Here is a 25,465-nt window from a genome sequence, read left to right as displayed (position 1 = left end):
AAAATCGCTCCACGCTTTTCTACGAAGAACCTTTTGTTTTGCCGATCAACAGCCTCAATCCGCGAGAGAGCTGACCTCCGTGCCGAGTGGGCCAACGGTCTGCGCGAGAATCGGCAGTTCGTCTTCGTTCAACCTGAGCGCGTCGGCAAGCTGGCGGTGATTGATCCAGCCGCGCACCACGCTGCCGAGCCCAGCGGACGCGCAATACAGCGCGACGTTTTGCGCCATCGCGCCGGCCGCGACGGCGGAAAAGATATCGCGTTGCTGCAACGGCATCTGCAGCAGACGCGACGTGTTGACCACATACACGAGGTCGAGCGGTGCGTCGCCGACGAAGTCCTGATAGCCGGTCAGATTGCGCGCGTCGCTCGCATGCTTGAGCACGAGCCGGTGCGACGCCGGGTCATAGCGATAAACGCCGTTGGGCAGCACCGCGTAGAGCTCGATTTCGTGGGGCGATGCGTTCCCTCGCATGTCGATGCATCGTCTCGAACATACCGGCGCGTACGCGGCTGCCGTTTGACTTCAGTCAACGCGTCGTGACACGGCTTGCGCGACGTCCGGCGCATCGCCCGTTACCCACAGGTAGGTCAAGAGCGCGTGACCGGAGCAATTGGCCGGTGCGGAGCAGTGAAAAACGGACAGCTCTGTGCCCTCAGCGCAGATCGCGATAGTCGTGGGACATCAGCATGAGCGCCGCCACTGCCGGCTTGACGCAAATCAACAACGGTCTGGCATCACGCAGCGATCATGGGGTTCTATTCGAACCGAAGGCTAATCATGAGCGGCCGGATCTTTGTGATAGGCGCATCACACGGCGGAATCGACGCGTTGCAACAACTGGTGAGACAGTTACCCGCCAGCTTCCCGGCGCCAGTGTTCATCGTCCAGCACATCGGCGCCGCTAGCCCGAGCATGCTGCCGGTCATTCTGGGCAAGGCAGCACGCCTGCCGGTGACCCAGCCGCACAATCTCGAAATCTTTGAGAAGGGGCGCATTTATGTCGCTCCTCCCGATCACCATATGCTTGTCCGGCAAGGCTATCTTCGCCTGTCGCAAGGACCACGGGAAAATCACTGCCGCCCGGCGATCGACCCGCTGTTTCGCTCCGCCTCCAACGTGTATGGGCCGGCCGTCGTCGGCGTGGTGTTGACCGGACATCTCGACGATGGCACGGCCGGTTTGATGGCCATCAAGGATCGGGGTGGAATCGCGGTCGTGCAGGAGCCATCGGAGGCGCTTGCGCCGTCGATGCCGCGAAGCGGGCTCGCACATGTCTGCATCGATCACTGCTGCAAGCTCGGGGAGATGGGAGAGCTGTTCGTGAGTCTCGCCAACGACGATCCGGACACGCCCGTGTCGGGCGACTATGACGAGCTCATCCGGATCGAGACTCGCATCGCGGAGGGCATGCTCGACACCGCGGACTGGGCGCTCTTCGAGCGCATGAGCGCGCCGTCCGGCCTGAACTGTCCTGAGTGCACGAGCGCGCTATTCGAATTGCGCGATCGACGGATGATGCGGTTCAGGTGCCGTGCGGGCCACGCATTTTCCGCGCTTTGTCTTCTTGGCGAACAGCAGCGATCGCGCGAGAACCATCTGGCCGCGCTGTTCGGTTTGCTCAACGAAGAAGCCGCGCTCGCACGACGCCTGCTGAACGCTCCGTTGGCGCAACGCATTGACACCGACGTAGCGCTGCACGAAAGAATCGGCGGAGCGGAACGGGAAGCCACGCAGGTGTGGCAATGGCTTTGCGCATCTGAGCGCGGCGCTTCTCCGCCTGACGGCCAACCCGGGTCCGCGTCGGCACGCTAACGCAAGACCGTCCAGAGCGCTGCTCAACGCACGGTCGCTTGATTTCGGTCAACGCCTGCAAGCCGAATCGGACCAAACATTGTCCCGTCTTGCCCCCAACTCGCCACTCGATATGGAGATCACCATGCAAGCCTCGGACATCATGACGACCCAGGTCGTTTCAATTGCACCGGACAGCTCGGTCTATGACGCGGCCAAGCTGCTTGCCGACAACAGGATCAGCGGCCTGCCGGTCGTCGATGACGCGGGCAGCGTGATTGGCATCGTCAGCGAGGGCGATCTGCTCCGGCGTGTCGAAATGGGCACCGAAACGCCGCGTCGGTCATGGCTCGCGGAGTTCCTCGCGCCCACGCGTCAGCTTGCGGTCGAGTATCTGAAAGAGCGTTCGATTCAGGTGAGCGACGTGATGAGCGCGCCCGCTGTCACAGTCGAAGAATCCGCGCCGCTTACCGAGGTCGCCGCATTGCTCGGGCGCAAGCACATCAAGCGGCTACCGGTGTTACGCAAAGGCAAGCTCGTCGGCATCGTCAGCAGGGCCGGTCTGGTGCGCGCGCTAGCGAGCTGTGCGCCCGCGCAGCTCGATGCACAACCGTCGGACGAGCAGATCCGCGGCGCGATTACGAAAGAACTCGATGGGCACCGCTGGGCGATCGCAGCCGACAACCTGATAGTCATGGAAGGGGTCGCTCATTGCTGGGGAGTGGTGCGATCCGAGGAAGAGCGTCAGGCGATCCTCGCCGCCGCAGCCCGCGCGCCAGGCGTGAAAGCCGTGAAGGATCATCTGGAGTATCCCGACGCCTTTGCGCCGATGTGACAGGGGCGGTGCAAAAACCGTTGCGCACCGTATCTCGAGCCGATGCGCCGCATGCGTGTGTCGGCAAGAGCGCCCGGTTCTTCTGACGCTGGAGCGTCGCTGGCGCGCCGATCGCCGGGACGGACAGGGCGGCCGAGACAGAAGTCCGTCGTCGCACGCAGGCAGCCGACGTATGAGCTGCTGCTGTCGGCGATGGCGGGCTGGCCCGCTCAACCGATCGGCTCGCGACGCTGCAAGCGGGCGCCGCGGCCCATGCCGCGCAACGGATAATGGGCCAGGGCTTGCGCTTGTAGCTCACCGGACGGACTGTTTTGGAGGGAGGGGGCCATCATCCGCGCGGACCTGCCGCGTACCGGGCCGAGCGGCGTGTTACGCCGCGGGCCGCGCACCCGCAGCGCCGGCGCGTTGACGCGCAGCTTCGCTGCAGCAGGGTGCCACGGTAGCTGCAGCTGAGCGTCGCAAAGCAGGCGACCTGGTTCCGACTGGTGATCGGCAGCGTGGCGGAGCAGATTATGCGCTTCGCGCGGTGTCCAGTGTTGCTGATTCGCGAAGAGGACAAGCACGAAACCGTCGCCGGATAGTTTGGCAGGGCGGGCGCGCAACAGCAGTTAGCGCCACGCGCACGACGATCACGTTGCGCCTTTCCGGGGCCAGCCGTGATCTTTTCGGGTTCGGGAAGCGCGTTGACGGCGTTGGTCAGGCCGGATCAGGCGCATCGAGCAGGAAGGCCGGCGCATTCAGTGCGATCAATTGGAGCGTCATGCTTCGGCGAGCTTGCAGGAAAGGAGCACAGCAGTGGAAAGGTTTCGGATCAGATTTCGACGACGAACTCGCGCACCGTTGATCTGCGTCAGAATCCTTACGCTGCCGCAGGACGAACCTGTGTCATGACAACGTGAGCCACGTTGCGTCGAAGACTATGCACCCCGAAGAGACTCGTGATGAAAACCGACAGCCAACTGAAGCGTGAAGTCGAGGACGAACTCGATTGGGATCCAGCCGTCACTGCGACAGATATCGGTGTCGAAGTGACAAACCGTGTCGTGACGCTTTCCGGTCATCCACCGAGCTTCGCAGAGAAACTCGCGGCCGAGAAAGCCGCGCAACGCGTCGCCGGTGTCAAGGCCGTGGTCGTCGAAATGCAGGTCCGGTTGCCGAAGCACCACGAACACGGCGACGAAGAACTGGCCAACGCCGTCCGCGCGACTCTGCACTGGAGCGTCGTCGTGCCTGACGATTCGGTAAAGGTCCAAGGTGGAAAAGGGCTGGGTCACGTTGACTGGCTCGGTGGATTGGGCCTATCAGCGCCAGATCGTCGCGCGTGCGGTTGGTCATATGCGTGGCCTGCGCGGCATGACCAACGCTATCGAAGTGCGCGGCTCGGCCGTGTCCGAGGACATCGTCGGCAAGATCGCCGCAGCGATGCAGCGTCACGCGCAGCGCGAAGTCAAGCACATCGGCATCCACGTCAAGGATGGTACGGTCACGCTGACCGGCAAAGTTGGATCGTGCGCGGAACGCGCGGTCGCGCGCGGTGTGGCATGGAGCGCGCCCGGCGTGCGCGCGGTCGTCGACGATCTGGTTGTCGAATGACCTGCGGCCAGTCGCGGCGCGCTCGCGTGATCAGGATTCGCTCGTCAAAACTCAAGGAGTCTTCGATGACCCTATCGGCAAACGTGCAGCAAGGCACTTGGTCCGTGAGCGTCCAGACGGATGCGGCGCACGACGGCGGCTTCCAATCGACCATCCATGTACGGCATGCGTCGCCGGACGGCGACTTCGAACATAGCTTCCACCACGCGAAAATCTTCGCCAGTGAGCGCGAAGCGGTGCTCGAAGGGCTGCGCGAAGGCATGACCTGGATCGCGTTGAAGACCACGCGGACGATCGCCGTGTAGCGCATGGATCGACGGCCAGACCGGTGCGCCGCGCGCCGCGCAAAGCGTTTATGCACATCAACCGCAAACGCGGTTCACGAGTGATGGGTTACGGTTCACGCTGAATTTCTTTCTCGTCCGTGCGCTGTTCATCCTGTCCGGCTTTGCAGTGATTTCCTTCCCGATGAGATTGCCAAAATGAAATACAAAGACTATTACGCGATCCTGGGCGTGGAGCGCACGGCGGCTCAGGACGACATCAAGCGCGCGTATCGTAAGCTCGCGCGCAAATACCACCCGGACATCAGCAAGCATGCCGACGCGGAGGATCGTTTCAAGGAGCTGGGCGAGGCCTATGAGGTGCTGAAGGATCCGGAAAAGCGCGCAGCCTACGATCGGATGGGCACGGGCTGGCGCGCCGGGCAGGACTTCCAGCCGCCGCCGAACTGGGACGAAGGTTTCGAATTCAGCGGCGCGGGTGAGCAAGCCGGCACCGATGCAGGCCTCAACGATTTCTTCGAAGCATTGTTTCGGGGTGAACGAACCGCGCATGCGCGGCCCTCTCATACGATGAGCCAGGATCACCACGCCAGGGTGGCCATCGATATCGAAGACGCCTATCGGGGAGCACAGCGCTCCATCCTCTTGCAATTGCCTACCGTCGATGCGCATGGCCATGTATCGTTGCAGTCACGTACGTTGAACGTTTCCATTCCGAAGGGCGTGCGGGCGGGGCAGCACCTGCGGCTCGTAGGCCAGGGAGGGACCGGCGCGGGAGGCGGCCCGGCGGGCGATCTCTATTTGGAAATTGCGTTTCGCGAGCATCCGCACTTTCGTGTCGATGGCTCCGACGTCCTTCTCGACTTGCCGGTTGCACCCTGGGAAGCGGCGCTTGGCGGGCAGGTAACGGTGCCGACACCCGATGGCAAGGTCGACATGACGGTACCAATGGGCTCCGCCGGTGGCAGGCGATTGCGGCTCAAGGGTAAGGGAATTCCTGGCGAGCCCCCCGGGGACCTGTACGTGATCTTGAACATCGTGTTGCCGCCGGCCGACAGCGAGCGAGCCAAAGCTGCCTACGACACGATGCGGCAAGCGTTTGACTTTGACCCGCGTGTGCGACTTTATGGGTAGCTCATGATGAAGAACTCCGGGATCACCTATCTGGCAGGACAGATCATCGATGAAGACGTTGAATTCACGCTCATCGACATGAGTCGGATAACTGGCGCATCGGCAGCAGAAATCAGCCTTTGGGTTGCTGAAGGCGTTTTCGAGCCGAAAGGCGCCGGCCCACGGGATTGGCGGTTCAGCGGCGCTTCGCTGTGTCGTGCGCGAACGGCTTTCCGGCTGGCTCGAGATCTTCAGATCAACGCTCCGGGCATCGCGCTCGCGCTCGATCTGCTCGACGAAATCAAGGCGCTGAAGACAAACCCTAAACATTCGACAGGCGATTGAACTGGGCCTGTCAGTCAGCGCTGTCCGCAATCTGCCTCGATGCGCGCTGCGCTGATATCGGGAATGCTCGCGAGTTTCTCGATTCGCGTTCATCACGTCGCGGATGCTGTCCGACGCGAATTGTTCTGTCGTCGTGTGAGCATGCGACGCGCCACAATTGCGTCCCTAAGCCATGCAGAGACTCTGTTCGAACACGACGTCCGTCAATTTCTTCCACTGCGGGCTTCAATGGTGTCGAGCGGCAACGAGACCGTGATCGCAAAGCCCTGATCCGGCGCCGTGCGGATCTGCAGGTCACCGCGAAGGGCCCACGCGCGCTCGCGGATTCCCAGCAGGCCGAACGAGTCCGCTGCGGGCCGTTGGTCCGGCGCGCTGCCGCAGCCGTTGTCTGCAATGTGAACGACGCAATGCGGTTCCTTGCGCAGGATTTCAAGCACCACTTCGGTCGCTCGCGCATGCCGGGCGACGTTCGTCAGTGCTTCCTGAACGATCCGGAACACGGCTGTGGCGCTGTCGTCGTTGAAAGCGATGTTGTCGGCAATGCGACGCGAGACGCGCACGCCATGCCGCTCCGAAAACCGGTTGACGAGCCATTCGAGGGCTGGGATCAGGCCCAGATCGTCGAGCATCGCCGGCCGCAGATCGGTGGCGATGCGCCTTACTGACACGACCAGCTGATCGATGAGTCTATAGACGTTGGCGAGGTCGGCCGCGCCTGCCGGGCTATCGCTACGCGTGATCGACGCATCGAGCCTCGCGCACGCAATCTTCAGCGCGACGAGCTGCTGGCCGAAATCGTCATGCAATTCGCGCGCGATCCGGGCTTTTTCGTCCTCGCGCGCCTGCTGGATGCCTGCCGACAGTCGCTGGAGTTCTTCGCGGGAGGCACGCAGGGCCTCCTCGGCGAGCCTGCGTTCCGTGACATCGATGATCCAGCCCAGCATGCGATAGGGTTGCCCGAACTGATTCCACAACGCCTGCCCGCGCGCATGGACCCAGCAGTATTCACCGGACTTTGTCCGCATGCGATATTCGACGTCGTAGGGGCGCATCTGTTCGAGATGCGCGGCGAGGCAGGTGTTGACGCGTCCGCGGTCGGCAGGATGAATGGCGTCGAGAACCGTCCCGGAATCGTCGGGAAACTCATCTGGCTCATAGCCGAGGATTTTCTTGAAATAGGGGGAAAGCCAGGTTGCACCGGATTGCGGATCCCAGTCCCATAGCCCCGCGCTTGCACCGCTGACGGCCAACTGAAAGCGCTCTTCGCTCTCCTCCAGCGCATGCGCGATGCGATGGCGCTCGATCGCGTAGCGGATCGCGCGGCTCAGTGCCGACGGGTCGATGTCACGCTTGGCCAGATAGTCTTGCGCGCCGTACTGGATTGCCAGAAGGCCAACCGACTTGTCGTCGAGGCCGGTGAATACCAGCACGGGCAACTCCGGCACCCGATCGCGAAAGGTCCTGAACGTGGAGATTCCGTGCGCGTCGGGCAAACCCAGATCGAGAAGTACGATGTCGAAGCGAATGGCCACACAGCGAGAAATGGCGTCCGCAAGACGTTCCACATGCACGAGGTCGTGCTGGAAATCGTCCACATCGGCAAGCGCCTCCCCGATCAAAAGGGCATCGGTCGGACTATCTTCGACAAGGAGAATTCGCAGATGCTGGGGCGTATTCATGGCTTGGCCGGCGGCAATGTCACGACGCTGAACCAGAAGTCGTTGATTCGGCGCAGGACATCGACGAACATCGTAAAGTCGACTGGCTTGGTGACGTAGCAATTGGCATGTAATCCGTACGTTTTTGCAACGTCTTCCTCCGATCTCGACGTGGTGAGCACGATGACGGGAATACTCATCAGATCGGGATCGGCTTTCAGTTCCTCAAGGACTTCCCGGCCGCTCTTTTTCGGCAGATTGAGATCGAGAATGATCAGGCCGGGACGGGGCGCGTCGTGATGCCGACCGCTGCGGTGCAGGAAATCCATGGCTTCGGCGCCGTCCTGCACGACGTGCAACGGATTGAGCACCTCCTGGTCCTCGAGCGCTTCGCGCGTCATCAACACGTCGGTAGGACTGTCTTCGACCAGAAGGATGTGTACGGGATTGCTCGTAACCTGTGACTGCATTGGCGTCTCCTCGGGCGGACATTACGTTCGAGCGCCGCCATCCAACTTCGCATTCAGCGTGAAAAAGAAGGTCGATCCGCCGTCTGGCCCGGATTCCACCCAGATGCGGCCGCCATGCTGTTCGACGATACGCTTGCATAGCGCGAGGCCGATTCCCGTGCCGGGGTATTCGGCACGCGAATGCAGGCGCTGGAAAATCATGAAAATGCGTTCGAAGTATTGCGACTCGATACCGATTCCGTTGTCCTTGACCGAGACGATCCATTCGTCTCCTTCACGGCGGGCGCCGATGTCGATCCGTACCGGTTGATCGAGTCGCCGGAATTTGATCGCGTTGCCGATGAGGTTCTGGAACAGCAGAGCGAGTTGCGTCGGAATGCCCATGACCACGGGGAGCGCATCGCGATTGATCTGCGCGTGAGATTCCTGCAGCACGACGCTCAGACTTTTGAGCGCCTGGTCGAGAGCCGTCGTGCAGTTGACCAGTTCCTGGGTGGCGCCTGACCTTCCGACGCGCGAGTACGCAAGCAGATCCTCGATGAGCTTCTGCATGCGCGTCGCACCATCTACCGCATGTGCGATGAATTCGTCCGCGCGGGCATCCAGTTGCCCGTGATAGCGGCGCTGTAGCAGCTGAAGAGGCCCGGCGACGGCGCGCAACGGCTCCTGAAGGTCGTGCGACGCGACGTAGGCGAATTGCTCGAGATCATGGTTGGAACGCGCGAGTTCTTCGGTACGCCTGATAAGTTCCTGCTCGGCGCGCTTGCGTTCCGTAATATCGACGATCGCGGCCAGCACAAAGACTTCCTCCGGGGTCGTGACCGGATTGAGTCCGATCTCCACAAGGACTTCGGAGCCGTCCTTTCTGAGCGCGAAAAGATCGCGTCCGGTGCCCATCGGCCTGCTGCTGAGGTTGCCGTAGAACATGCGGCGATACTGAGGATGCGCCGAACGAAAACGCTCGGGCACGAGCATATCGACGCTATGGCCGACCAGTTCGTCTCGCAGATAACCAAACATCTTCTCCGCCTGCGCGTTGACGAGCACAATCCGGCCGTCCCGGTCCGCCATCACCATCGCGTTGGGGGCCGCTTCGACGACCTGGCGGAATAGCTCGTGCGTGGGGCTGTTCAATTGCTTGGACGATTCCATTCGATCTCCGGCTGTGCGAAGAGTACCGCCGACGAGCAACAAAGCTCATTCACTTTATAGCATCTATTACCCGCCTGGACGGGCAGGGAATGCAATTCTTGCGCCCGAATCGCAACATTGAATTAACCGTTCAGGTAGTACTGGTAAATCGCCGATCAGCTTGCACGAAAGCACCGGCTCGTTGACGTGATCCGGTTGACGTGCGTCAACGGGGCCCGGAGCGAGACGTCTAAATTGCTTCATATCGCGACACACTTTATGTGCGCCCAGCGCTCTTTGCGCGGAAGGGGGTTTGTTGCGACGAGCCGCAAAAAGATGGGGGAGCACTGCCATGGCGAAGAAACTTGAACGACGTGACAAGCGCCGGCTTGCCGGTTGTGATTCGAACTGCGAGGCCGAGTCGGCGTGTAGCGGCAGGAACAGGCGCTGTCATCGTATCAACGCCCGCTCGCGCAACGCGTCGCTCGCGCGGAGCGGCGCCGCGCTCACGGATGTGCCCCGCGTCGAAGTCGTGTTCTACAAGGAGATCCTCGACCACCGCGGCTTTCCACATCACTGCGAGGTCATGCGCGTCTGCTATGACGGCGCCGCGCAGGAGGCTGCGATTTCCGGCGCCATTCATCGTTTCGAAAGACTGCAACGCGTGACGACGTGGAAGGTCGCGGCCGACGGCTATGAAGTCGTTACACACTGACACGTTGCGGTTTGCCGGAATGGACTTCTGCGGTCTTGATCTCGCGTGCGGTTCGAAATCAGGCAGCGGTCAGCGGCATCGGAACAGTCCTGCTCGAATCTCTGATGTGCCGGCACACCGCGTCGAGTTGTGTAGCGTGGGTCATCACGATGGCTCGTTGCGCGTCGTTCCGCCTTGCGCGATTGACCCACATCAATGAGCCATGCGCGGGACCGCCTACAGTGAGCCTGAATGGATGCAGCGATGCGACCGACAGCTGCATGACATAGCTTCCGATTGTCGGAGATCGATACGGTCGCGTTGGAGAATCGCATGAACTGGCTTGCAGAGTTTTTTTCGCAGAAAACAGCATCGTTGGCTCTGTCGATGTGGGCCTACCCGCCACTGATTCTCGGACCGGAAGGGCCGGCCCCTCAGCAGATACACACTCTTCCGTATCCCGGCGCGACGCTCGTGTTCACGCCAGGTGAGCGGGTCGAACGGAGCGGTCTCGAGTACGAGATTCCCGCGCGGTTCGATTTGGGCCGCGCCTCCGGAGCGCGTGGGATCGACCTCGACCGCCCGTTCCAGACGTCGCAGTTCTTTCGCTCCGTGACGATCTTCGCGCCATCTCGCTACAACCGCGATTTTCTGATCACGGTGAACGATGAGTTCGCTTTCGTGCCGGTCTTCTCGTCGGATGGCGCCCCAGGGTTCTCGGGCACGTGCTTCGAATGCGGCGGCGAATCGGCGAGGCAGGCGCAAATGCAGCTGCCGTGGACTTTCCAGGGCTATATCAGCATCTAGTAAGAGCCCTGCTGCAGCCGGGACGTCGCGCCGCGCAGGCGCGCGCCCACGGCGCGGCAAATGGTCGGGGCAAGGAGCACAACATGGATCAAGCTGTCGCGCAGGTGATCTGGTTCGAGGACTTGCGACGCGAGGACGTCGCAAGCGTTGGAGGCAAGAACGCGTCGCTTGGGGAACTATTGTCCCAGCTGGACGGGCATGGCGTTCGGGTTCCGCCGGGATTCGCGACCACGGCGCAGGCCTATTGGCGCTTTATCGACGCCAATCGTCTGCGTGAGCAAATTTCGGCGCGTCTCGAGGACCTTGCGCAAGGGCGCCTCACGCTCGCCGAAGCCGGGGAGGCGATCCGCGCGGCCATCGTGCATGGCGACTGGCCGACCGAACTCGCGCAAGCCGTCTGTGCCGCATATCGAACGCTCGGAGAGCGCAGCGGCGGCGCTGACGCTGACGTCGCGGTACGTTCGAGCGCCACAGCCGAGGATCTTCCCGACGCGAGCTTTGCCGGCCAGCAGGAAACTTTTCTCAACGTGCGCGGCGAGCGGGCGCTGCTCGATGCCTGCCGGCGCTGCTACGCGTCGCTGTTTACCGACCGGGCCATCGCGTATCGAACGGCGAAGGGCTTCGACCATTTGCAGGTTGCACTGTCGATCGGCGTGCAACGGATGGTGCGCTCGGATCTCGGCGGCGCGGGCGTGACGTTTACGATCGACACAGAGACCGGGTTCGACAAGATTGTGCTGATCAATGCGGCCTGGGGCCTTGGCGAGAACGTCGTGCAGGGCGCGGTCGATCCGGACGAGTACGAGGTGTTCAAGCCGCTGCTGGCTGAACGCGGGTATTCACCGATCGTCGGCAAAAAGCGCGGGGAGAAGGCCCGCAAGATGATCTACGCGAAAAACGGACCTCATCCGACGAAGAACGTGCCGACCTCCAAAGCCGAGCGCGCCGCATTCGTGCTTGACGATGCCGAGATCCTGTCCCTGTCGCGCTCGGCCTGCGCGATCGAGGCTCACTACGGGCGGCCGATGGACATCGAATGGGCGAAAGACGGCGCGACCGGTGAGATGTTCATCGTGCAGGCGCGTCCCGAAACGGTGCAGTCGCGCCGGGAAGCGAGTTCGGTCAGGAACTACCGGCTGCGCGAGGCGGGGCGCCGTCTTTTGCGCGGCGTCAGCGTGGGTGAAGCGATCGCGGCCGGCGCGGTTTGCGTGATCGAGCATCCGAGCGACATGCACCGTTTCGTCGACGGCGCGGTTCTCGTGACGCCCACCACCGACCCCGACTGGGTGCCGGTGATGCGTCGCGCCGCCGCGATCATCACGGACCACGGCGGGCGCACTTCGCACGCGGCCATCGTGAGCCGGGAACTGGGGCTGCCCGCGATCGTCGGTACCGGCAACGCCACGCATCTGCTGCACGACGAACAGGAAGTGACGGTGTCGTGCGCGGAAGGCGACGAAGGTTTCGTATACGAGGGCACGGCCGCGTTCGACGTGGAGGAGATCGATTTCCGATCGATCCCGCAAACGCGCACCCACGTGATGCTCAATCTGGCCAATCCCGCGGCCGCCTTCCGTTGGTGGCGCTTGCCGGCTGACGGCGTCGGTCTCGTGCGCATGGAGTTCGTCGTAAGCAACGACATCAAGATTCATCCGATGGCGCTCGTGCGATTTGATGAGCTCGCGGACGCGACCGCGAAGCAGCGCATCGAGGAACTGACGGCAGGGTACCCGGACAAGGCGGAGTATTTCGTGGATCGGCTTGCGCGTGGACTCGGCCGCATTGCCGCGGTCCAGTACCCGCGGCCGGCGATCATACGCATGAGCGACTTCAAGACCAACGAATACGCGCATCTGATCGGCGGCCAGGCGTTCGAGCCGCACGAGGAAAATCCGATGCTGGGGTTCCGTGGCGCTTCGCGCTATTACTCGCCGCGCTATCGCGAAGGTTTTGCATTGGAGTGCAGGGCGATCCGGCGGCTGCGTGAAGAAATGGGGCTGCGTAACGTCGTGGTGATGATTCCGTTCTGTCGCACGGTTTGCGAAGCCGATCAGGTGCTCGAAGTCATGGCGCAGAATGGCTTGCGGCGCGGGCAGGACGGACTGCAGGTATACGTGATGTGCGAGGTTCCGTCGAACGTGATTCTTGCGCGCCAATTCGCGCAGCGTTTCGACGGCTTTTCGATCGGCAGCAACGATCTCACGCAATTGACGCTCGGTGTCGATCGTGACTCGGCGGAGCTGGCGCCACTGTTCGACGAGCAGGACGAAGCCGTCGAATGGATGATCCGTCGGGTGATCGACGACGCGCATCGGGCAGGCGCGAAGGTTGGTCTGTGCGGTCAGGCGCCGAGCGATCACCCGGAATTCGCGGTGTTTCTCGTCGACTGTGCGATCGATTCGATGTCGGTGAGCCCGGACAGCTTCATTGCGGTCAAGCGCGCAGTGGCAAGTGCGGAAGCTCGCGTGGCTTCGCCGGCGGCGACGGCCTGAACGGGTTGAAGACGCCCCGGCGCGACCGGAGATGCCCGATGCCCGAGATCCTCACTCTGACACTGAACCCAGCGGTCGACGTCGCGACCTCGGTCGATAGAATCGTCGACACGCGCAAGCTTCGTTGCAGCGCGGCGCGGCGAGATCCTGGCGGCGGTGGGATCAACGTCGCGCGCGTGATACATCGGCTAGGTGGCGACTGCGAGGCGCTCTATATGGCGGGCGGTCCGCCTGGCCTGACGCTGAGCGCGATGATCGAAGCGGAAGGGGTGCACGCCACTTGTATCGGCATCGCCGGCGAGACCCGTGAAAGCTTCTGCGTCCGGGAGACCTCGTCCGGGCGCGAGTTCCGCTTCGTGTTACCCGGGCCCGTGCTCGCCGAGGCGGAATGGCAGGCCTGCCTGCGGCACATCGGTGAGCTCGCCGTCGTGCCACGCTACCTCGTACTCAGCGGCAGCGTGCCGCCGGGCGTCCCCGACGACATCTACGCTCGCGTCGCAAGGATTGCACGGGAACACGACACCCGCGTCGTGCTCGACACCTCCGGGGCGCCGCTTGCCGCGGCGCTGGCGGCTGGGGTTTTTCTGGTCAAACCGAGCCTGTCGGAACTTTGCACGTTGGCAGGCCGCGAGCTCGAAGACGATGGGCAGCGGCTCGCCGCCGCACGCAAGGTCGTGCGTGACGGCGGCGCGGCGATCGTCGCGCTCACGCTCGGCGAACACGGGGCACTCGTCGTCACTGCGGATCGTGCGCTGCGCGTGCCTGGAGTTGCGGTACCGGTTTCGAGTTCGATCGGCGCGGGAGATAGCTTCCTCGCCGCAATGGTTTGGTCACTCAATCGCGGCATGACGTTTGACGAAACCTTGCGCTATGCGGTGGCGGCCGCTTCGGCGTCGTTGCTCACTGAGGGAACCCGCCTGTGCGAGCGGGAGCAGATAGAGCGGATTTACCGCGAGCTCGAGCTCGCGGGTGCAGATATCGTCTCCTTGGCTTGACGCCCGATTCCCGCGGACGAACGACGGACGCTTGGACCGCGATTCGTTTGACGCGAATCGATCAGACTGCGTGGCGACTCCCGGGTTTCCAGTTGGCTCGGCTCTGCGGGGTCTTTGGCGGTCATTGCGCAAAGCAGGGCAACTTCTAGAACACCAGGCCGAACAGTCTTTTCACCAGATCTTCCAACGACATCATCGTCAGGGCCAACGGCACGATCGGCACAAGTACCGCGGCTGCGAGGCGAAGGATGGCTTCCTTGGTAATGGGAGCGATACGCATGGTTCGGACCACGTCGAAACTGTTGGCGAGGTCCGCAAGCGATTGAATGTCACCGCTGCCCACCAACGCCTCACCGCCAGACGAGCCGCCCCGCAGCCACTTGGCGTCGAATTCACGCACGTACTGTTCGGCCAGAGCACCGTATTCACTCAGGCCTGTTCGCTTCGCCTGGGCCAGTTGAGGCGCGAACACCAGTAAGGGACCAAAGACCAGACACAACAGGAAGAGAACCATCGATGCAGTCTCGACCTTGAATTCCGTGAGGGCGGCCCCGGCGAAGAAAATGCGGTTCGCGAACTGGGCCGCAAGCATCGCGCCGTGCGCGGCCAGCAGGGCCATGAACGCATAGACGGTGTTGGCGAGAAATCCCAGACCGCCGACGCGATCAGGATGAGTGGGAACAAGGCTCAGTTCGATGCGCGACACCTGCCAGAGAAACCGTGCCCAGATAAAGATCCGGAAATACCAGCGGATCAACAGGAACTGAAACAGTGGGACGCTCACAAAGGCATACCAGAATCCAGCGAGCGAAAGCGTCAAGCCATTGGCAGTGGGTACTGCGTACCACGTCGACGTCGTTTGCAATGCGATGTATTGGCGCCACACCACAAGGACACCCACACCGTACACAAGAGCGATCAGCATCAGCTCGGCGGCCACGGAATTGCGCAGACGGAATGCCGACCTGACAGCTTCATCGAACCGCGCAACGGACGCTTCCGAAACGATCTTGCGTTCGAGGAAGGCCTGCGCGATCGGGCGCAGCCGCCGATGCACAACCAGCTCGGCGATGATCAAAAGGGGCACCGCCACGAGGAAGCGGATGTGAACTTCCAGGTCCAGCAGGAACGGTAGCGCCACACGGTTGCCTAGCAAATGCCCGCCCACAGCAGCGAGCACCAGTAGCGGCAGCCAGGCCAACAGCGAGATGACGAGAACCCGCTGGCGCACCAACGCCAGCGCATCGTCGGCCATGTGCGTGCGGCGCAAAAGCTGATAGAGCGGGCCGCCCAGAACCAGTGAGAAACTCTGCGTGTCCTGCAGGATTTCCTCGGCGGTCGGCGCATTACGTTCCGTTCTTTCAGGCCCAAGATGCAGGTAGCGATTCATGATTTGGCGCCTCATCCACGTTGTCGCGTACTCTCTCTCGACTTGGGATTCATCGTAGAACCGCACGGCCCGCGCATATTGATCCAGGTCATGCTTGCATGTTCGCGGACCGGTGCTAGCTGGGCGCACTTAAATTCATTCCCGTCCGAGAGAGAGTTCGCGACAGCTTGTATGACCCGGATCAAATGACGACGGGATGCGTGGCGTACGGTAGGCGAAAGACCGCCGGAGCGCATGATGTACTCGATCAAACCTTTCTTCGTTGAGATTTTTCCCGAACGTGTAGATGGATGGACGGCGGAGGCGCGCTTTTCTCGTCAAGGCGACTACGCGAAACCAATCAAAGTGCCGAAGGTCCGTTTCTTTCTCCGGGCGGTCAAGCCAACCAAGGCAATGGCTGAAGGTGACGCCATTGAATGGGCGCGTCGCTATATAGCGTCGTCTGCCGAAGTTTTGGAAACGTCGCTAAAACGGGAGGAGATGCGCGGGAATCCGCGTCCTCGTTCATAGAGCTCATTGACATGGTCCGTGACCTGGTTCTCGAAATCTGACAGCGATAGGAACTCCACGATCGGGTCTGAAGTGAGGAGGCGGACGGCCGGCTTTCATAGAAGCCTTTTGATGGAGGACGGCGCTACAGCACGATGCCTGTTGCTCGCGCACCGCCCCCGTTTGGGGCGCGCGACAGCCGGCCTAACGGCGACCGCTCAGCAAAAAGACGAGGGCGAGCGGGGCGAGCAGCACGATCCAGCACAAAGGCGTGGCGGCGATCGATGCATACAATCCGCTCACCGCCCCGACGTATCCAACGACGCCCGTCAGCACGAGGCCCGCTGCCATATAGTTGTAGACGCGCAGCACATATTGCGCGAGCCCCGGGGCGCTACTTTCGAGTCCGGGCTGCGTCGCTGCTGGCTGGTCGCTGCCGGCGAATCTGTGTGCCATGGTCGCTCCTGTTACTGCGATTGCGGGACGCGTTCAGCGTACCGGAGCGCCGTCTCGCGTGATCTGAACCGCAGTCGCCTCGACGTAGTCGACGTGTACGCTGTCGCCCGCTTCGAGCCCTTCGAGCAAACCGTCTGACGACGCCTGCAGCACAACGGTGCGCGTCGGTCCGCGCAACGTCAATTGACGCTTGCCGCGATCGATCTGCACGACGGTAACCACTGCCTCGACCCGGTGTACGGCAAGGGACGCGCCGAGCGATGGGCCGGTCGTGAACCCTTTATCGACGCGCTCGCGGATGCCACTCGAGTTGGACTTGTCGGCCCGCAGCAATAGCGCGCGGTTGAACGTGACGGCGACGGTGTCGCCCAGCCGCAGTTTTTGCACGTCTCCGATACTCGGGTCGACCACCACGTCGACGGGTTCACCGTTGTCTTCGAGGAGTGTCATGCTGTTTCGTCCGGCATCTATCGCGAACACGACCGCGTTCGCATGTGTGACGCTGGTGCCCGAGAAAGGCTTGTCGGGGGCCGTCTGGGTTGTGCCTTCTTCCGCCGTTGCCGCGCGCGGAAGCGCTGCGGCGAATATAAGTCCTGCCGTGGCCGCCAGCAGTCCGCCTTGCCATCTGTGTTTCATCGTGTAACCTCCGCGCCGTGCAACTCAAATGCGTTTGTTCACGCCGCCACGTTCGAAGAATGTGGACGGCGCAATACGTCTGCTCACACGAGCGAGCAACTGCGGCGCGTATGCGAGTTCGGCCAACCTTGCGCGGACGCGAGGATGAACGCACGCGAGCGACACGACGACGAACGAGCCCGGCAGTGCGAGAAATCCTATTAGCAAGATCCGTTTAAGCATGCTGAGCCCCGTCTGCACTTCACGCACGGTTTCATCGTAGGGGCTCGCGCGCCAGTTCGGTTGATGCATGTCAACGGCGATACGGATCTGATGCGAACGCGTGCTGTGCGAGGCACCGCGCGGCAAAATGCACACCTGACGCAGGTCAATCCGAAAGGCGGTGGACGATTGATGCACGCATTGCGCCATATCGCGGAGTCCGAGACTGAGCGCGCGAATCACGTCCAGAGCGAACGACGGTATTCGCGAACATGACGTACCTCACGCAAACTGCGCGGATTCAGTTCGACATCAGAACCGGGACAGTCATCGATTGCAGCAGGGCGCGCGTAACACCGCCCCATACGGCTTCGTGCCAGCGCGCGTGACCGTATCCACCCATCACGATCAGGTCGCTGCCATGAGCCTGCGCGCACGACAGCAACTTGCTTCCCACGCGCTCTCCGGTGGCGCCTTCGAGTTCGAGCAAGTCGATGACCGCGTCGTGACGGGCGAGCGTACGTGCCATGTCCGTGCCCGGAATGCGCGCGCCAAACGGCGCGTCCGCCGGTCCATGCACCATCACGAGGATGTTCTGTCGCGCGCGGGAAATGAACGGCAGGGCGTCGTGGATGGCGCGGGTCGCCGCGCGGCTTCCATCCCATGCGATCAGGATGCGGTTGCCGACGCTCGGGAGTACGCCCGTGTGGGGCACGAAGAGCACGGGTCGCCCTGCTGTCATCATCAGCTGTTCGCCAACGTGATCGTGGATGTATGTTTCGGGGGCGTTCGGGTTCGACTGGCCGGCGATGATAAGGTCAGCCAGACGCGCGTACCGTACGATGCTACGCATGTCGCTGGCGTCGCGGCATCGGAATTGGCCGGCGACCTCTGCGTGCCGGCACGCGGCGTCGAATAGATCACGCAAAGCCGCTCGCTGCTGATCGCTCTGCCGCATTACTTCCGCGTACATGCTGGCCGCGCCCGGTATCGCAGACAATATGTGAGGATCTGGAATGGGGGTGGCGTCCAGCCCCACCAATAGCGCATCAAACTGCCGGGCGACGCGCAACGCGATTTCGAGGCGCTGCCGCGCTGCCTGACTATCGTCCAGATGGACCAGCAAGTTGCGGTAGTTCATCGCATTGACTCCATCGGCACGCAAAAGATGTCTTCGCGCATGACTGAATCCAGTCCGGGTAGGCGGGAGACCGCAGCGTTGACGCAAGTCAACCGGATTGGGGGCCTGCGGGCTGTACAGCACAAAGGGCTTTGACCAGCAGCAGGAGCGCCACTATCCGGCGGATCAGCGGCGCGCTATCCACTCATTGCCGCCCTTGACGTAACGCCGCTTGATTGCCGCCCATGCCACGCGATGCGCGATTTCTTCGTGACGCGCATCGGCCGCGTATTCCTCGTATGCAGCGTTAAATGCAGCCCGATAGATCTCCTGCGCGTGCTGCGGCAGATGATCCCGAACCGATTCGGGCAGATCGGCATTGCTGAAATAGGGCACTTCGTTCTCCGCTCGAAGAGTCGGCATGTGCGTCGCGTGCACGGCGGCAGATCACGCCCAATTGCAGATGACCGCTGGGATGAAAAAGCGTGACGCTCAAATAAGAGGATGAGCGCCTGCGAGGCGCAGGCGTTGACGTGTATCAATGATGGAGCATCGGGACGTCCGACTAAAGGGTCTAGTTCCGTTGAAACGACGTCGATTGTGGTTTTACGCCACCGGTTTCGAACCACGTTCCCCACGGATTTCATTCAGATCCCGGTGGGCTGATATGTTCCGCATCTTGTGGAACCTGCCGTATTCGCTGAACGTTGAAGCCCATACCGGCGAGTCGGGCAATCAGATCGAGGTAAGTCTCTTCGTCCATCGTTGGACTGCGCGAGAGCACCCACACCATGTTGCTGTCGACCATGCAGCGAATCGTGTGGTGATACTCAGGATCCACGTACGCGGTCACAACCCGGACTTCGAATGGCCAGATGAGTCCGACTCGCCACGTCGTATTCCCCGTTCCACCCACAACCTTCGCCACGAAGTGGCTTCCTGTGACCGGCTGGTCGAATGAGTGTCGTCGGCCGCGATAGTCGTCTGTGATTTTTCCATCGGCACGCAACGTCCATTCGTCGTAGCTGCCGACATAGTCGGCATCGCTGAGATATGGCGTTTCCGCAATGACGAACCACTTTCCCATGTAGCGTTGCAGATCGATCGGCGGACCCGCGACACAGGCTGTGGGTTGGCCGGGGGCCTGCGGCGAAGCTGCCGGGATGTGCGCGCAGCCGGTCTGGCAAGCGGCGATGGCCGTCAAGCACGCTATCGAATTTTGCATTGGCGCAGTGTATGTTGAGCGGTCGTCATCGAAACGCGATTTCGCGAGACCAGCGATGCAGCGACGGTTGATCGGAGCGTTTAGCGCATGTCGCCATTGCACTCGCGCTGACTGCTGGCTCCGTTGATCTGCATCAATTCGAGCGCATCTCGATTGCGCAGGGCGATTCCGGTTCGGAACGAAGCTTTTAACGATCACGCGCGCTACGATAACTGCCCGACCGAGACGTACCCGCAAGCGAGTCACTTACCAGTCTTGACATGGATCAATTGACATGTCCCCGCCCGGCAGTCTGATAGACGCGTGGCCCTTTAGCCTGACTGACGCGTAGGCGGGCAGGTGCATCGTAGCCGGCGCCTGTGACAGGGGGACACTCCGTTCGGCAGAAGAGCACACGCGTGGTCGCCGTGACATTTGCTAGCACGGAGCAGTCAGGGCAACTACTATTGCGATTGTGGATTCGCCACGGTTCACGTGACCACGCGCAATGTGAGACTCTTGTAAGAGGTGAATTATGGGATTGCTTGCCAGTCTGTTCCATCCCATGCGAGCACGAGCTGCACATGTCGAAAGCGCGCGCGCGGCCGAGATGATCGATCGCGTCATTGCGATGAACCCGCGCCTGCGGCTGGCACGACATTACAGGGAACGTCTCGAGAAAGCCGTTTCCGTCTCGCTGACCTACATCGACGATCTGATAGGCTCGCTGCCCGCGCCCCACGAAGCCAATGCGGCCGCCTGGTCGACCGATCCATTGATTCGCGTTTTCTTCGCAACGCCCGATGATCTCGTGAAGGCCTTCAGCCGCTCCGAAGAACTGCGCACATATTTCGCCCGGAACTCTTTGCTGACAGAAGCCTACGCGACGCTTGGTATGGCGATGTTCGAACGCCACGTGCTGGGCGTTGCATCCGAGGGCGGCGAGGTGCGGCACGACGTCCCCCAAACCACGCTTTGCTTCAGTGACCATCGTGTCAGCGTCTGTGGCAAATCAGACGCCGACCTCCGCGAGGAGATTGCGCGCCGCCTGGTGGATCAACTGGCGCTGGAGGGGCTCGCCAGACTGGCCGCTGATCGTCACGCGCTTGTAGCAAAAGGCAGAGAGCTTATCGAGGCGCGCGTCGCGCTACTGGAACGCCGCGGCGTGGGCATGCGCTCGGTGGTCGGGGGCAGTCAGGACGCTGATTCGGATGAACTGGCGCGGCTCGAGAACCAGATCGCTGAGAACACCCGAAACCTGGCTGCACTTCGCGTCCCGACCGAACTTATTGACCTTCAACTGGACCGGGTTTGCGAGGTATTTTCGACTCCTGCCGAGCATATCTATGTCGAGAAGCGTCGCCTGCGTCTGGATTTGATGAATGTAATCCGCAACGACGATACCGAGGCCAGCCGCGAAATTGAGCTACGCCTTGCGCGCATTCCGGGCGATCCACCCCGCATGCGCGCATTCATACTCGTACGTTTCGCTCGTGACGAACTATTGCCCGCGGGGTTGCATGTCGACGCAGCAACGCGCGCGATCTGACGCTTCGGACCTTGGCGTATGCGTGCCGTCGCCCGTTCAAACAATGGAATCCGAGCACGATGCAGTGTGCCGTATTATCTCCGTTGCAGACTTCGACAACTTTCGACGGGCGATCGTTAGCACGATTGTGGATTTACCCGCAATGGACTCGAACGCGCCGCTCGACGGCACGAAGATCGGCTGGACCTCGAACCTTCTGTCGAACGGTAGCGAGGCGTTCAGCGTAACGCGCAGTTAGAGGTTCGAACATCCGCACGATCCGATAAGCCGATTCGGTATCGGGGGTTGGGTATTGCGAACTGAAACGGGGGCTTCATCTATTCTCCGGTTTACCTTCCCCGTACCGGTAACTGAATCACGTCAACATGGCCGGGTAAGTCTCCTGCCAGTTCACTTTCTGTGTAACTGAAATACAGGACCGATTGCCGGCTCGCATCGAGTATCCGGAATACGTGAAGGACCCTGAAAATCGGGTCCACGGATTCGTCGAATACCTGCGCCTGTTTGGGGACACGGTTCGAGGCCGTCAGCTTGCCCACTTGATGACAGGAAACTTCCGCATCAGGTGCCCGCGTCGGCTGAGATGTGCCACCCAGAGCATTTTCGTCGTGTGATTTGGAAACATAACAGGTGATGCCCCTCAAGAACGGATCGTCATACGCGGAGATTTCTATTTGCCCACCATAGCGGTGGGAATGCGTCGCGATTCTCGCCAATTGCTCGCCGGGAGCCGGATCGGGTAGCGAAATGGCCAGCGCGGCTGCCATACTCGAATAAAGGACGAGGCAACGTGTCATCACACATCTCCTTGATTCGCTGGACGGTATCGAGGAACCGTTCGGACGGTCGTATGGGTTGTTTCGGACAGACTATGGCCTCGTAAGTGCGAAGGCTTGACGCATGTCAACAGATGGCGGAAAGGGAGACACCGTGCGGGATCAGATCAGCGCGCCATCGCAACCGCGTGAAACTTTTGCACGCCTGTAAAGGCGTGCAAAAACGCGCCTGGCTGGTCGAATAGCCGTGTTCAATCCTTCGGGGGTTGGCCGCGCTCAGCGACGTGGGGAAGGCTGACTGAGCGCCGCCACCTCAGCTTGCGTTGCTCCATTAGCATCTTCCAGTCAAGTTTCATCAGGATGTACACAAAACCTAGCAAGGCCAGCTGGGAGATGACAAAGTAGCCGCTGAGATATCCGCCTTCGAAGTCGGACTCCGAATCGATAAATGTGGAAGCGAACCGCCCAAGGTGAGCCCAGACGGAATAACTGATCGCACGACCCGCGAAGAATGCGGCACCGATGACGCGCAGGGGCAATCCCGACAGTCCATATGCGATGAACAGGAAGTTGGAAGGCAACGGTCCCAGCGCATATAAAAAGAACGCGCCCACGGTGAGCTTCCTGCGCTTCCTGAGCCATTCTTCAACAACAGCAATGTTTTCCCGGTCGGACTCGCGCATCAGCCGCCCGCGCATCAAGGACCTTGAAAACCTGGCCAGCACCAGCCGGCCAATGGTTGCGGCGCTGGCGGCTACGACGGCAAATACGAACGGATTGCCCTCGGAGATATTGAAGCCGACCCAGGACATGGCCATCCACGTAGGCGGCGCAAACGCAGGCGCGAGATTGAGCAGCAGCACGACAACGAACAGCGTTGCCAACGTCGACATGTCAGGGCCTCCTGACCGATTGACCACCTTTTCGAACTTGCCGTGCGACGGGAGCCGCGAATCGACACGGTTCGACCGGCGAACGGCAAGTATCGGATTGGCGGGGAAACGTCCGGTTTGACGCAAGTCAAGCAAATGTAAAAGATGGATCCCTACACTAATTATGATTCGGATCTCGCGTGATGCGCGCGCGTAGCGCTTCCTGGTCGACTGGACTCCTCTTCACCTGCCCGCCATGTCACGTCCGTTACCCGCAGTCGATCTGGCTCTCCTGCTCGTCTCGGGAGGGAGCCTGCTAGCCGGGGCTGCTTTCGCCGTGATCGGCAGGGGCGCGGTCGCACATGCGCTGTGGATAGCCGGTGCATTACCGATCCTGGTGGCGCTATCGATATCCATCGTCACGGCGCTGCGGCGCCACGAAGCGGGCGTCGATGTGCTCGCGCTGCTTGCCATTGGTTTCGCACTGAGCCTCAGCGAATATCTGACAGCGGCGGTGATCTCCTTGATGCTCGCGAGTGGGAGGGCGCTCGAACAGTACGCCCAGCAGCGGGCGCGTCGCGAGATGACCGCGTTACTAAACCGTACTCCGCGTCACGCCAACCGCTTCGAGGCTGGCGAGTGGCGCCAGATCGGGCTGGACACGGTGCGTCCCGGCGATCGTCTGCTCGTTCGCAATGGCGAGTTCGTACCGGTCGATGGCTCGCTCACGGGCCACGCGCAGCTCGACGAGTCCACACTGAGCGGGGAATCCGCGATTCAGCAGCGATCGTCCGGCGAATCGGTGTGCAGCGGCGTAGTCAACGTGGGGGCGGCGTTCGAGATGGTCGCCGCGGCGAGCGCCGCAGATAGCACGTTTGCCGGAATCGTCCGCATGGTGGAGTCCGCGCAGCAGGAGCGCAGCCCCGCAACGCGTCTTGCCGACCGCTACGCGCTGCTGTTCGTCGCTGTCGCGCTGATGCTGGCCGGTGGCAGCTGGCTTGTCACCGGCGAGGTAGTTCGGGCGCTCGCGGTGCTCGTCGTGGCAACGCCTTGCCCGCTGATTCTTGCTGTTCCGGTGGCCGTCGTCTCCGGCATGTCGCGGTGCGCCCGACGTGGCGTGTTAGTCAAGGGCGGCGGCGCGCTCGAAACGCTCGCGCGAGCCAGTGTGCTGTTCTTCGACAAGACGGGAACCCTGACGAGCGGACGCGCGCGCCTCGTCTCGATCGAAACCGGTCCTGCTATTTCACCCGAGACCGTATTGCGCTTTGCGGCCTCTCTCGGCCAGGCGTCTGCGCACGTGATATCCGAAGCAGTGACGACGGCCGCACGCGAGCGCAATCTCGTGCTGCCAGCGCCCCGAAGGGTCGTGGAGCAGGCTGGCGCCGGGGTGCAGGGCGAAGTGGAAGACCGTGCCGTCGCAATCGGTTCGTTTGCCTACGTGTCGTCGCTAGCGACGCCAGCGCTGTGGAGCGCGGCATTCCTTCAGCGCGTGGGCTATGGGGGAGCTTCCGCCGTGTTCGTTAGCGTGGACGGCGTGATGATAGGCGCCCTCCAGATGGCCGATCAGATCCGTCTCGAGACGCCCCGGGCTCTGCGGCTGTTGCGGCAGGAAGGCATCCGGCGCTTGATCATGCTCACGGGCGACAGGCGCGACGTGGCAGAGACGATCGGCGCGACGCTCGGCCTGACTGAAGTACGGCCAGAACAGACGCCATCGGACAAGCTCGAAGCCATTCGCGCAGCGCGCCGGGAAGGCACGGTCATCATGATCGGCGACGGCGTCAACGACGCGCCCGCGCTTGCGGCCGCCGACGTCGGCGTAGCAATGGGGGCGCGCGGAGCAGCGGCGTCGTCGGAGGCTGCCGACGTGGTGCTTCTGGTTGACCGGCTGGATCGGCTTGTCGAGGGATTACGGGTAGCACGCCAGACAAGGCGAATCGCCTTGGAGAGCGTGATTGCCGGGATGGCGCTCTCGTTTGCCGCAATGGTCGCCGCCGCCTTCGGGTTTCTGCCTCCGTTGCTGGGCGCGGTGATCCAGGAGGTCATCGATGTGGCTGTCATCGCGAACGCGCTGCGCGCGTTGCGGATACGTTCGACGGCGACTGCCGGCTCCCTGTCCCGTAGCGATGCGGAGCGCCTCAAAAGTGAGCATGTCGAGCTCGGTCCGGTTATGGAGCAAATCCGGGAACTGGCAGACAAGCTGCCCCGTTTGCCGCGAACGTCAGTGGTGGGCGCGCTCGCCGGCATGAACGATCTGCTGAAGCGTCATCTCGTGCCGCATGAACAGCGCGACGATCTGGAGGTGTATCCGGGTCTCGCACGTCTGGTTGGCGGGGAAGACCCGATGGCGGCGATGAGCGCTACGCACCGCGAAATATTCCGGATTGCCCGGTTGCTCGGACAAATGACGGAGGACATACGACCCGAGGGGCCCGATGCTGCCAGCCTGTGCGAATTCCAGCGCCTGCTGTACGGGCTCGATGCGATCGTACGTCTGCATTGCGCGCAGGAAGACGAACTGTTCCACGCCCTTGGAGACGGGGCATAAGGCCGAAGCTGCA

Annotated in this window: 23 protein-coding genes and 3 pseudogenes; 13 read left to right on the top strand and 13 right to left on the bottom strand. The window is 61.9% G+C overall.

From position 1 onward, the window contains the following. Positions 1-54: 54 nt before the first annotated feature. A pseudogene (locus QFZ94_RS33785) lies at positions 55-453 on the bottom strand (nitroreductase family protein); the annotation flags it as partial. 327 nt (positions 454-780) lie between these two features. Here QFZ94_RS33785 and QFZ94_RS33780 point away from each other — a divergent pair. Together QFZ94_RS33780 and QFZ94_RS33775 are read left to right on the top strand one after the other, a co-directional pair. Further along, positions 781-1,815, top strand: coding sequence for a chemotaxis protein CheB (locus QFZ94_RS33780; RefSeq protein WP_429462355.1), 1,035 nt, complete (start codon positions 781-783; stop codon positions 1,813-1,815). A 124-nt stretch (positions 1,816-1,939) separates the two neighbouring features. After that, the gene (locus QFZ94_RS33775) at positions 1,940-2,629 is read left to right on the top strand and encodes a CBS domain-containing protein (protein ID WP_035490457.1); all 690 of its coding nucleotides are present in this window, start codon (positions 1,940-1,942) and stop codon (positions 2,627-2,629) included. A 209-nt stretch (positions 2,630-2,838) separates the two neighbouring features. Here QFZ94_RS33775 and QFZ94_RS33770 read toward each other — a convergent pair whose 3' ends face one another. Further along, positions 2,839-3,192 carry a hypothetical protein gene (locus QFZ94_RS33770; RefSeq protein WP_429462353.1) on the bottom strand — a complete coding sequence of 118 codons (354 nt, stop codon included), beginning with the start codon at positions 3,190-3,192 and terminating at the stop codon, positions 2,839-2,841. A gap of 378 nt (positions 3,193-3,570) precedes the next feature. Here QFZ94_RS33770 and QFZ94_RS33765 point away from each other — a divergent pair. The 4 genes and pseudogenes from QFZ94_RS33765 (at position 3,571) to QFZ94_RS33750 (ending at position 5,964) form a co-directional block, all read left to right on the top strand. Then, a pseudogene (locus QFZ94_RS33765) lies at positions 3,571-4,222 on the top strand (BON domain-containing protein). A gap of 65 nt (positions 4,223-4,287) precedes the next feature. Then, positions 4,288-4,527 carry a hypothetical protein gene (locus QFZ94_RS33760; protein ID WP_368581661.1) on the top strand — a complete coding sequence of 80 codons (240 nt, stop codon included), beginning with the start codon at positions 4,288-4,290 and terminating at the stop codon, positions 4,525-4,527. 177 nt (positions 4,528-4,704) lie between these two features. Further along, on the top strand, positions 4,705-5,640 hold the full coding sequence (locus QFZ94_RS33755) for a DnaJ C-terminal domain-containing protein (RefSeq protein WP_368581659.1): 936 nt from the start codon (positions 4,705-4,707) through the stop codon (positions 5,638-5,640). Between the two features lie 3 nt (positions 5,641-5,643). Then, on the top strand, positions 5,644-5,964 hold the full coding sequence (locus QFZ94_RS33750; protein ID WP_368581658.1) for a chaperone modulator CbpM: 321 nt from the start codon (positions 5,644-5,646) through the stop codon (positions 5,962-5,964). A gap of 203 nt (positions 5,965-6,167) precedes the next feature. Here the strand turns inward: QFZ94_RS33750 and QFZ94_RS33745 are convergent, their stop codons facing one another. The 3 genes and pseudogenes from QFZ94_RS33745 to QFZ94_RS33735 form a co-directional block, all read right to left on the bottom strand. Further along, the gene (locus tag QFZ94_RS33745; protein WP_410852295.1) at positions 6,168-7,643 is read right to left on the bottom strand and encodes a hybrid sensor histidine kinase/response regulator; all 1,476 of its coding nucleotides are present in this window, start codon (positions 7,641-7,643) and stop codon (positions 6,168-6,170) included. Continuing rightward, a complete protein-coding gene (locus tag QFZ94_RS33740) occupies positions 7,640-8,092 on the bottom strand; it encodes a response regulator (RefSeq protein WP_410852296.1) in 453 nt (150 codons plus the stop codon). The genes QFZ94_RS33745 and QFZ94_RS33740 overlap by 4 nt, the downstream gene beginning before the upstream one ends. Positions 8,093-8,113: 21 nt before the next feature. Then, positions 8,114-9,208 (bottom strand): annotated as a pseudogene (locus tag QFZ94_RS33735) (sensor histidine kinase); the annotation flags it as partial. 367 nt (positions 9,209-9,575) lie between these two features. On the opposite strand from QFZ94_RS33735, the gene QFZ94_RS33730 reads away from it, so the two are divergent. The 4 genes from QFZ94_RS33730 to QFZ94_RS33715 all read left to right on the top strand — a co-directional run bounded on the left by QFZ94_RS33730 (position 9,576) and on the right by QFZ94_RS33715 (position 14,211). Beyond that, complete coding sequence (locus QFZ94_RS33730; protein WP_368581655.1) at positions 9,576-9,938, top strand: hypothetical protein; 363 nt, start codon at positions 9,576-9,578, stop codon at positions 9,936-9,938. 312 nt (positions 9,939-10,250) lie between these two features. Further along, positions 10,251-10,724, top strand: coding sequence for a hypothetical protein (locus QFZ94_RS33725; RefSeq protein ID WP_368581654.1), 474 nt, complete (start codon positions 10,251-10,253; stop codon positions 10,722-10,724). An 83-nt stretch (positions 10,725-10,807) separates the two neighbouring features. Continuing rightward, positions 10,808-13,216, top strand: coding sequence for a phosphoenolpyruvate synthase (gene ppsA / locus QFZ94_RS33720; RefSeq protein ID WP_429462349.1), 2,409 nt, complete (start codon positions 10,808-10,810; stop codon positions 13,214-13,216). A gap of 38 nt (positions 13,217-13,254) precedes the next feature. After that, entirely contained in the window at positions 13,255-14,211 is a 957-nt protein-coding gene (locus QFZ94_RS33715) for a 1-phosphofructokinase family hexose kinase (protein ID WP_429456650.1), read from the top strand. A gap of 145 nt (positions 14,212-14,356) precedes the next feature. On the opposite strand, the gene QFZ94_RS33710 is transcribed toward QFZ94_RS33715, so the two are convergent. Further along, on the bottom strand, positions 14,357-15,601 hold the full coding sequence (locus QFZ94_RS33710; protein WP_429456652.1) for a hypothetical protein: 1,245 nt from the start codon (positions 15,599-15,601) through the stop codon (positions 14,357-14,359). A gap of 237 nt (positions 15,602-15,838) precedes the next feature. On the opposite strand from QFZ94_RS33710, the gene QFZ94_RS33705 reads away from it, so the two are divergent. Further along, complete coding sequence (locus QFZ94_RS33705; RefSeq protein WP_410842388.1) at positions 15,839-16,111, top strand: hypothetical protein; 273 nt, start codon at positions 15,839-15,841, stop codon at positions 16,109-16,111. A 183-nt stretch (positions 16,112-16,294) separates the two neighbouring features. Here QFZ94_RS33705 and QFZ94_RS33700 read toward each other — a convergent pair whose 3' ends face one another. From QFZ94_RS33700 to QFZ94_RS33680, 5 genes are all read right to left on the bottom strand, one after another. After that, entirely contained in the window at positions 16,295-16,546 is a 252-nt protein-coding gene (locus QFZ94_RS33700) for a Bax inhibitor-1 family protein (RefSeq protein WP_429462346.1), read from the bottom strand. A gap of 33 nt (positions 16,547-16,579) precedes the next feature. Continuing rightward, complete coding sequence (locus QFZ94_RS33695; RefSeq protein ID WP_410853281.1) at positions 16,580-17,182, bottom strand: hypothetical protein; 603 nt, start codon at positions 17,180-17,182, stop codon at positions 16,580-16,582. Positions 17,183-17,684: 502 nt separating this feature from the next. Then, complete coding sequence (locus tag QFZ94_RS33690) at positions 17,685-18,524, bottom strand: universal stress protein (RefSeq protein WP_429463604.1); 840 nt, start codon at positions 18,522-18,524, stop codon at positions 17,685-17,687. Positions 18,525-18,689: 165 nt separating this feature from the next. Continuing rightward, positions 18,690-18,926 carry a ChaB family protein gene (locus tag QFZ94_RS33685; RefSeq protein WP_429462344.1) on the bottom strand — a complete coding sequence of 79 codons (237 nt, stop codon included), beginning with the start codon at positions 18,924-18,926 and terminating at the stop codon, positions 18,690-18,692. A gap of 220 nt (positions 18,927-19,146) precedes the next feature. Next, complete coding sequence (locus tag QFZ94_RS33680; RefSeq protein WP_429463602.1) at positions 19,147-19,728, bottom strand: lipocalin family protein; 582 nt, start codon at positions 19,726-19,728, stop codon at positions 19,147-19,149. A 514-nt stretch (positions 19,729-20,242) separates the two neighbouring features. Between QFZ94_RS33680 and QFZ94_RS33675 the strand changes: the two genes are divergently transcribed. Next, the gene (locus tag QFZ94_RS33675; protein WP_429462342.1) at positions 20,243-21,256 is read left to right on the top strand and encodes a hypothetical protein; all 1,014 of its coding nucleotides are present in this window, start codon (positions 20,243-20,245) and stop codon (positions 21,254-21,256) included. A 329-nt stretch (positions 21,257-21,585) separates the two neighbouring features. Here QFZ94_RS33675 and QFZ94_RS33670 read toward each other — a convergent pair whose 3' ends face one another. Together QFZ94_RS33670 and QFZ94_RS33665 are read right to left on the bottom strand one after the other, a co-directional pair. Continuing rightward, positions 21,586-22,053 (bottom strand): CreA family protein, encoded by a 468-nt coding sequence (locus QFZ94_RS33670; RefSeq protein ID WP_410853059.1) that lies wholly within the window; start codon positions 22,051-22,053, stop codon positions 21,586-21,588. Positions 22,054-22,283: 230 nt separating this feature from the next. After that, entirely contained in the window at positions 22,284-22,925 is a 642-nt protein-coding gene (locus QFZ94_RS33665) for a hypothetical protein (RefSeq protein WP_429462339.1), read from the bottom strand. 235 nt (positions 22,926-23,160) lie between these two features. Between QFZ94_RS33665 and QFZ94_RS33660 the strand changes: the two genes are divergently transcribed. Next, positions 23,161-25,452, top strand: a complete 2,292-nt coding sequence (locus QFZ94_RS33660) for a heavy metal translocating P-type ATPase (protein ID WP_429462337.1) — start codon at positions 23,161-23,163, stop codon at positions 25,450-25,452. Positions 25,453-25,465 lie beyond the last annotated feature (13 nt).

The sequence above is a fragment of the Paraburkholderia sp. JPY465 genome (assembly GCF_050436725.1).
Classification (GTDB): domain Bacteria; phylum Pseudomonadota; class Gammaproteobacteria; order Burkholderiales; family Burkholderiaceae; genus Paraburkholderia; species Paraburkholderia youngii.
Note: the sequence above shows the minus strand (reverse complement) of the source record. Positions and strands in the feature narration are given on the sequence as shown.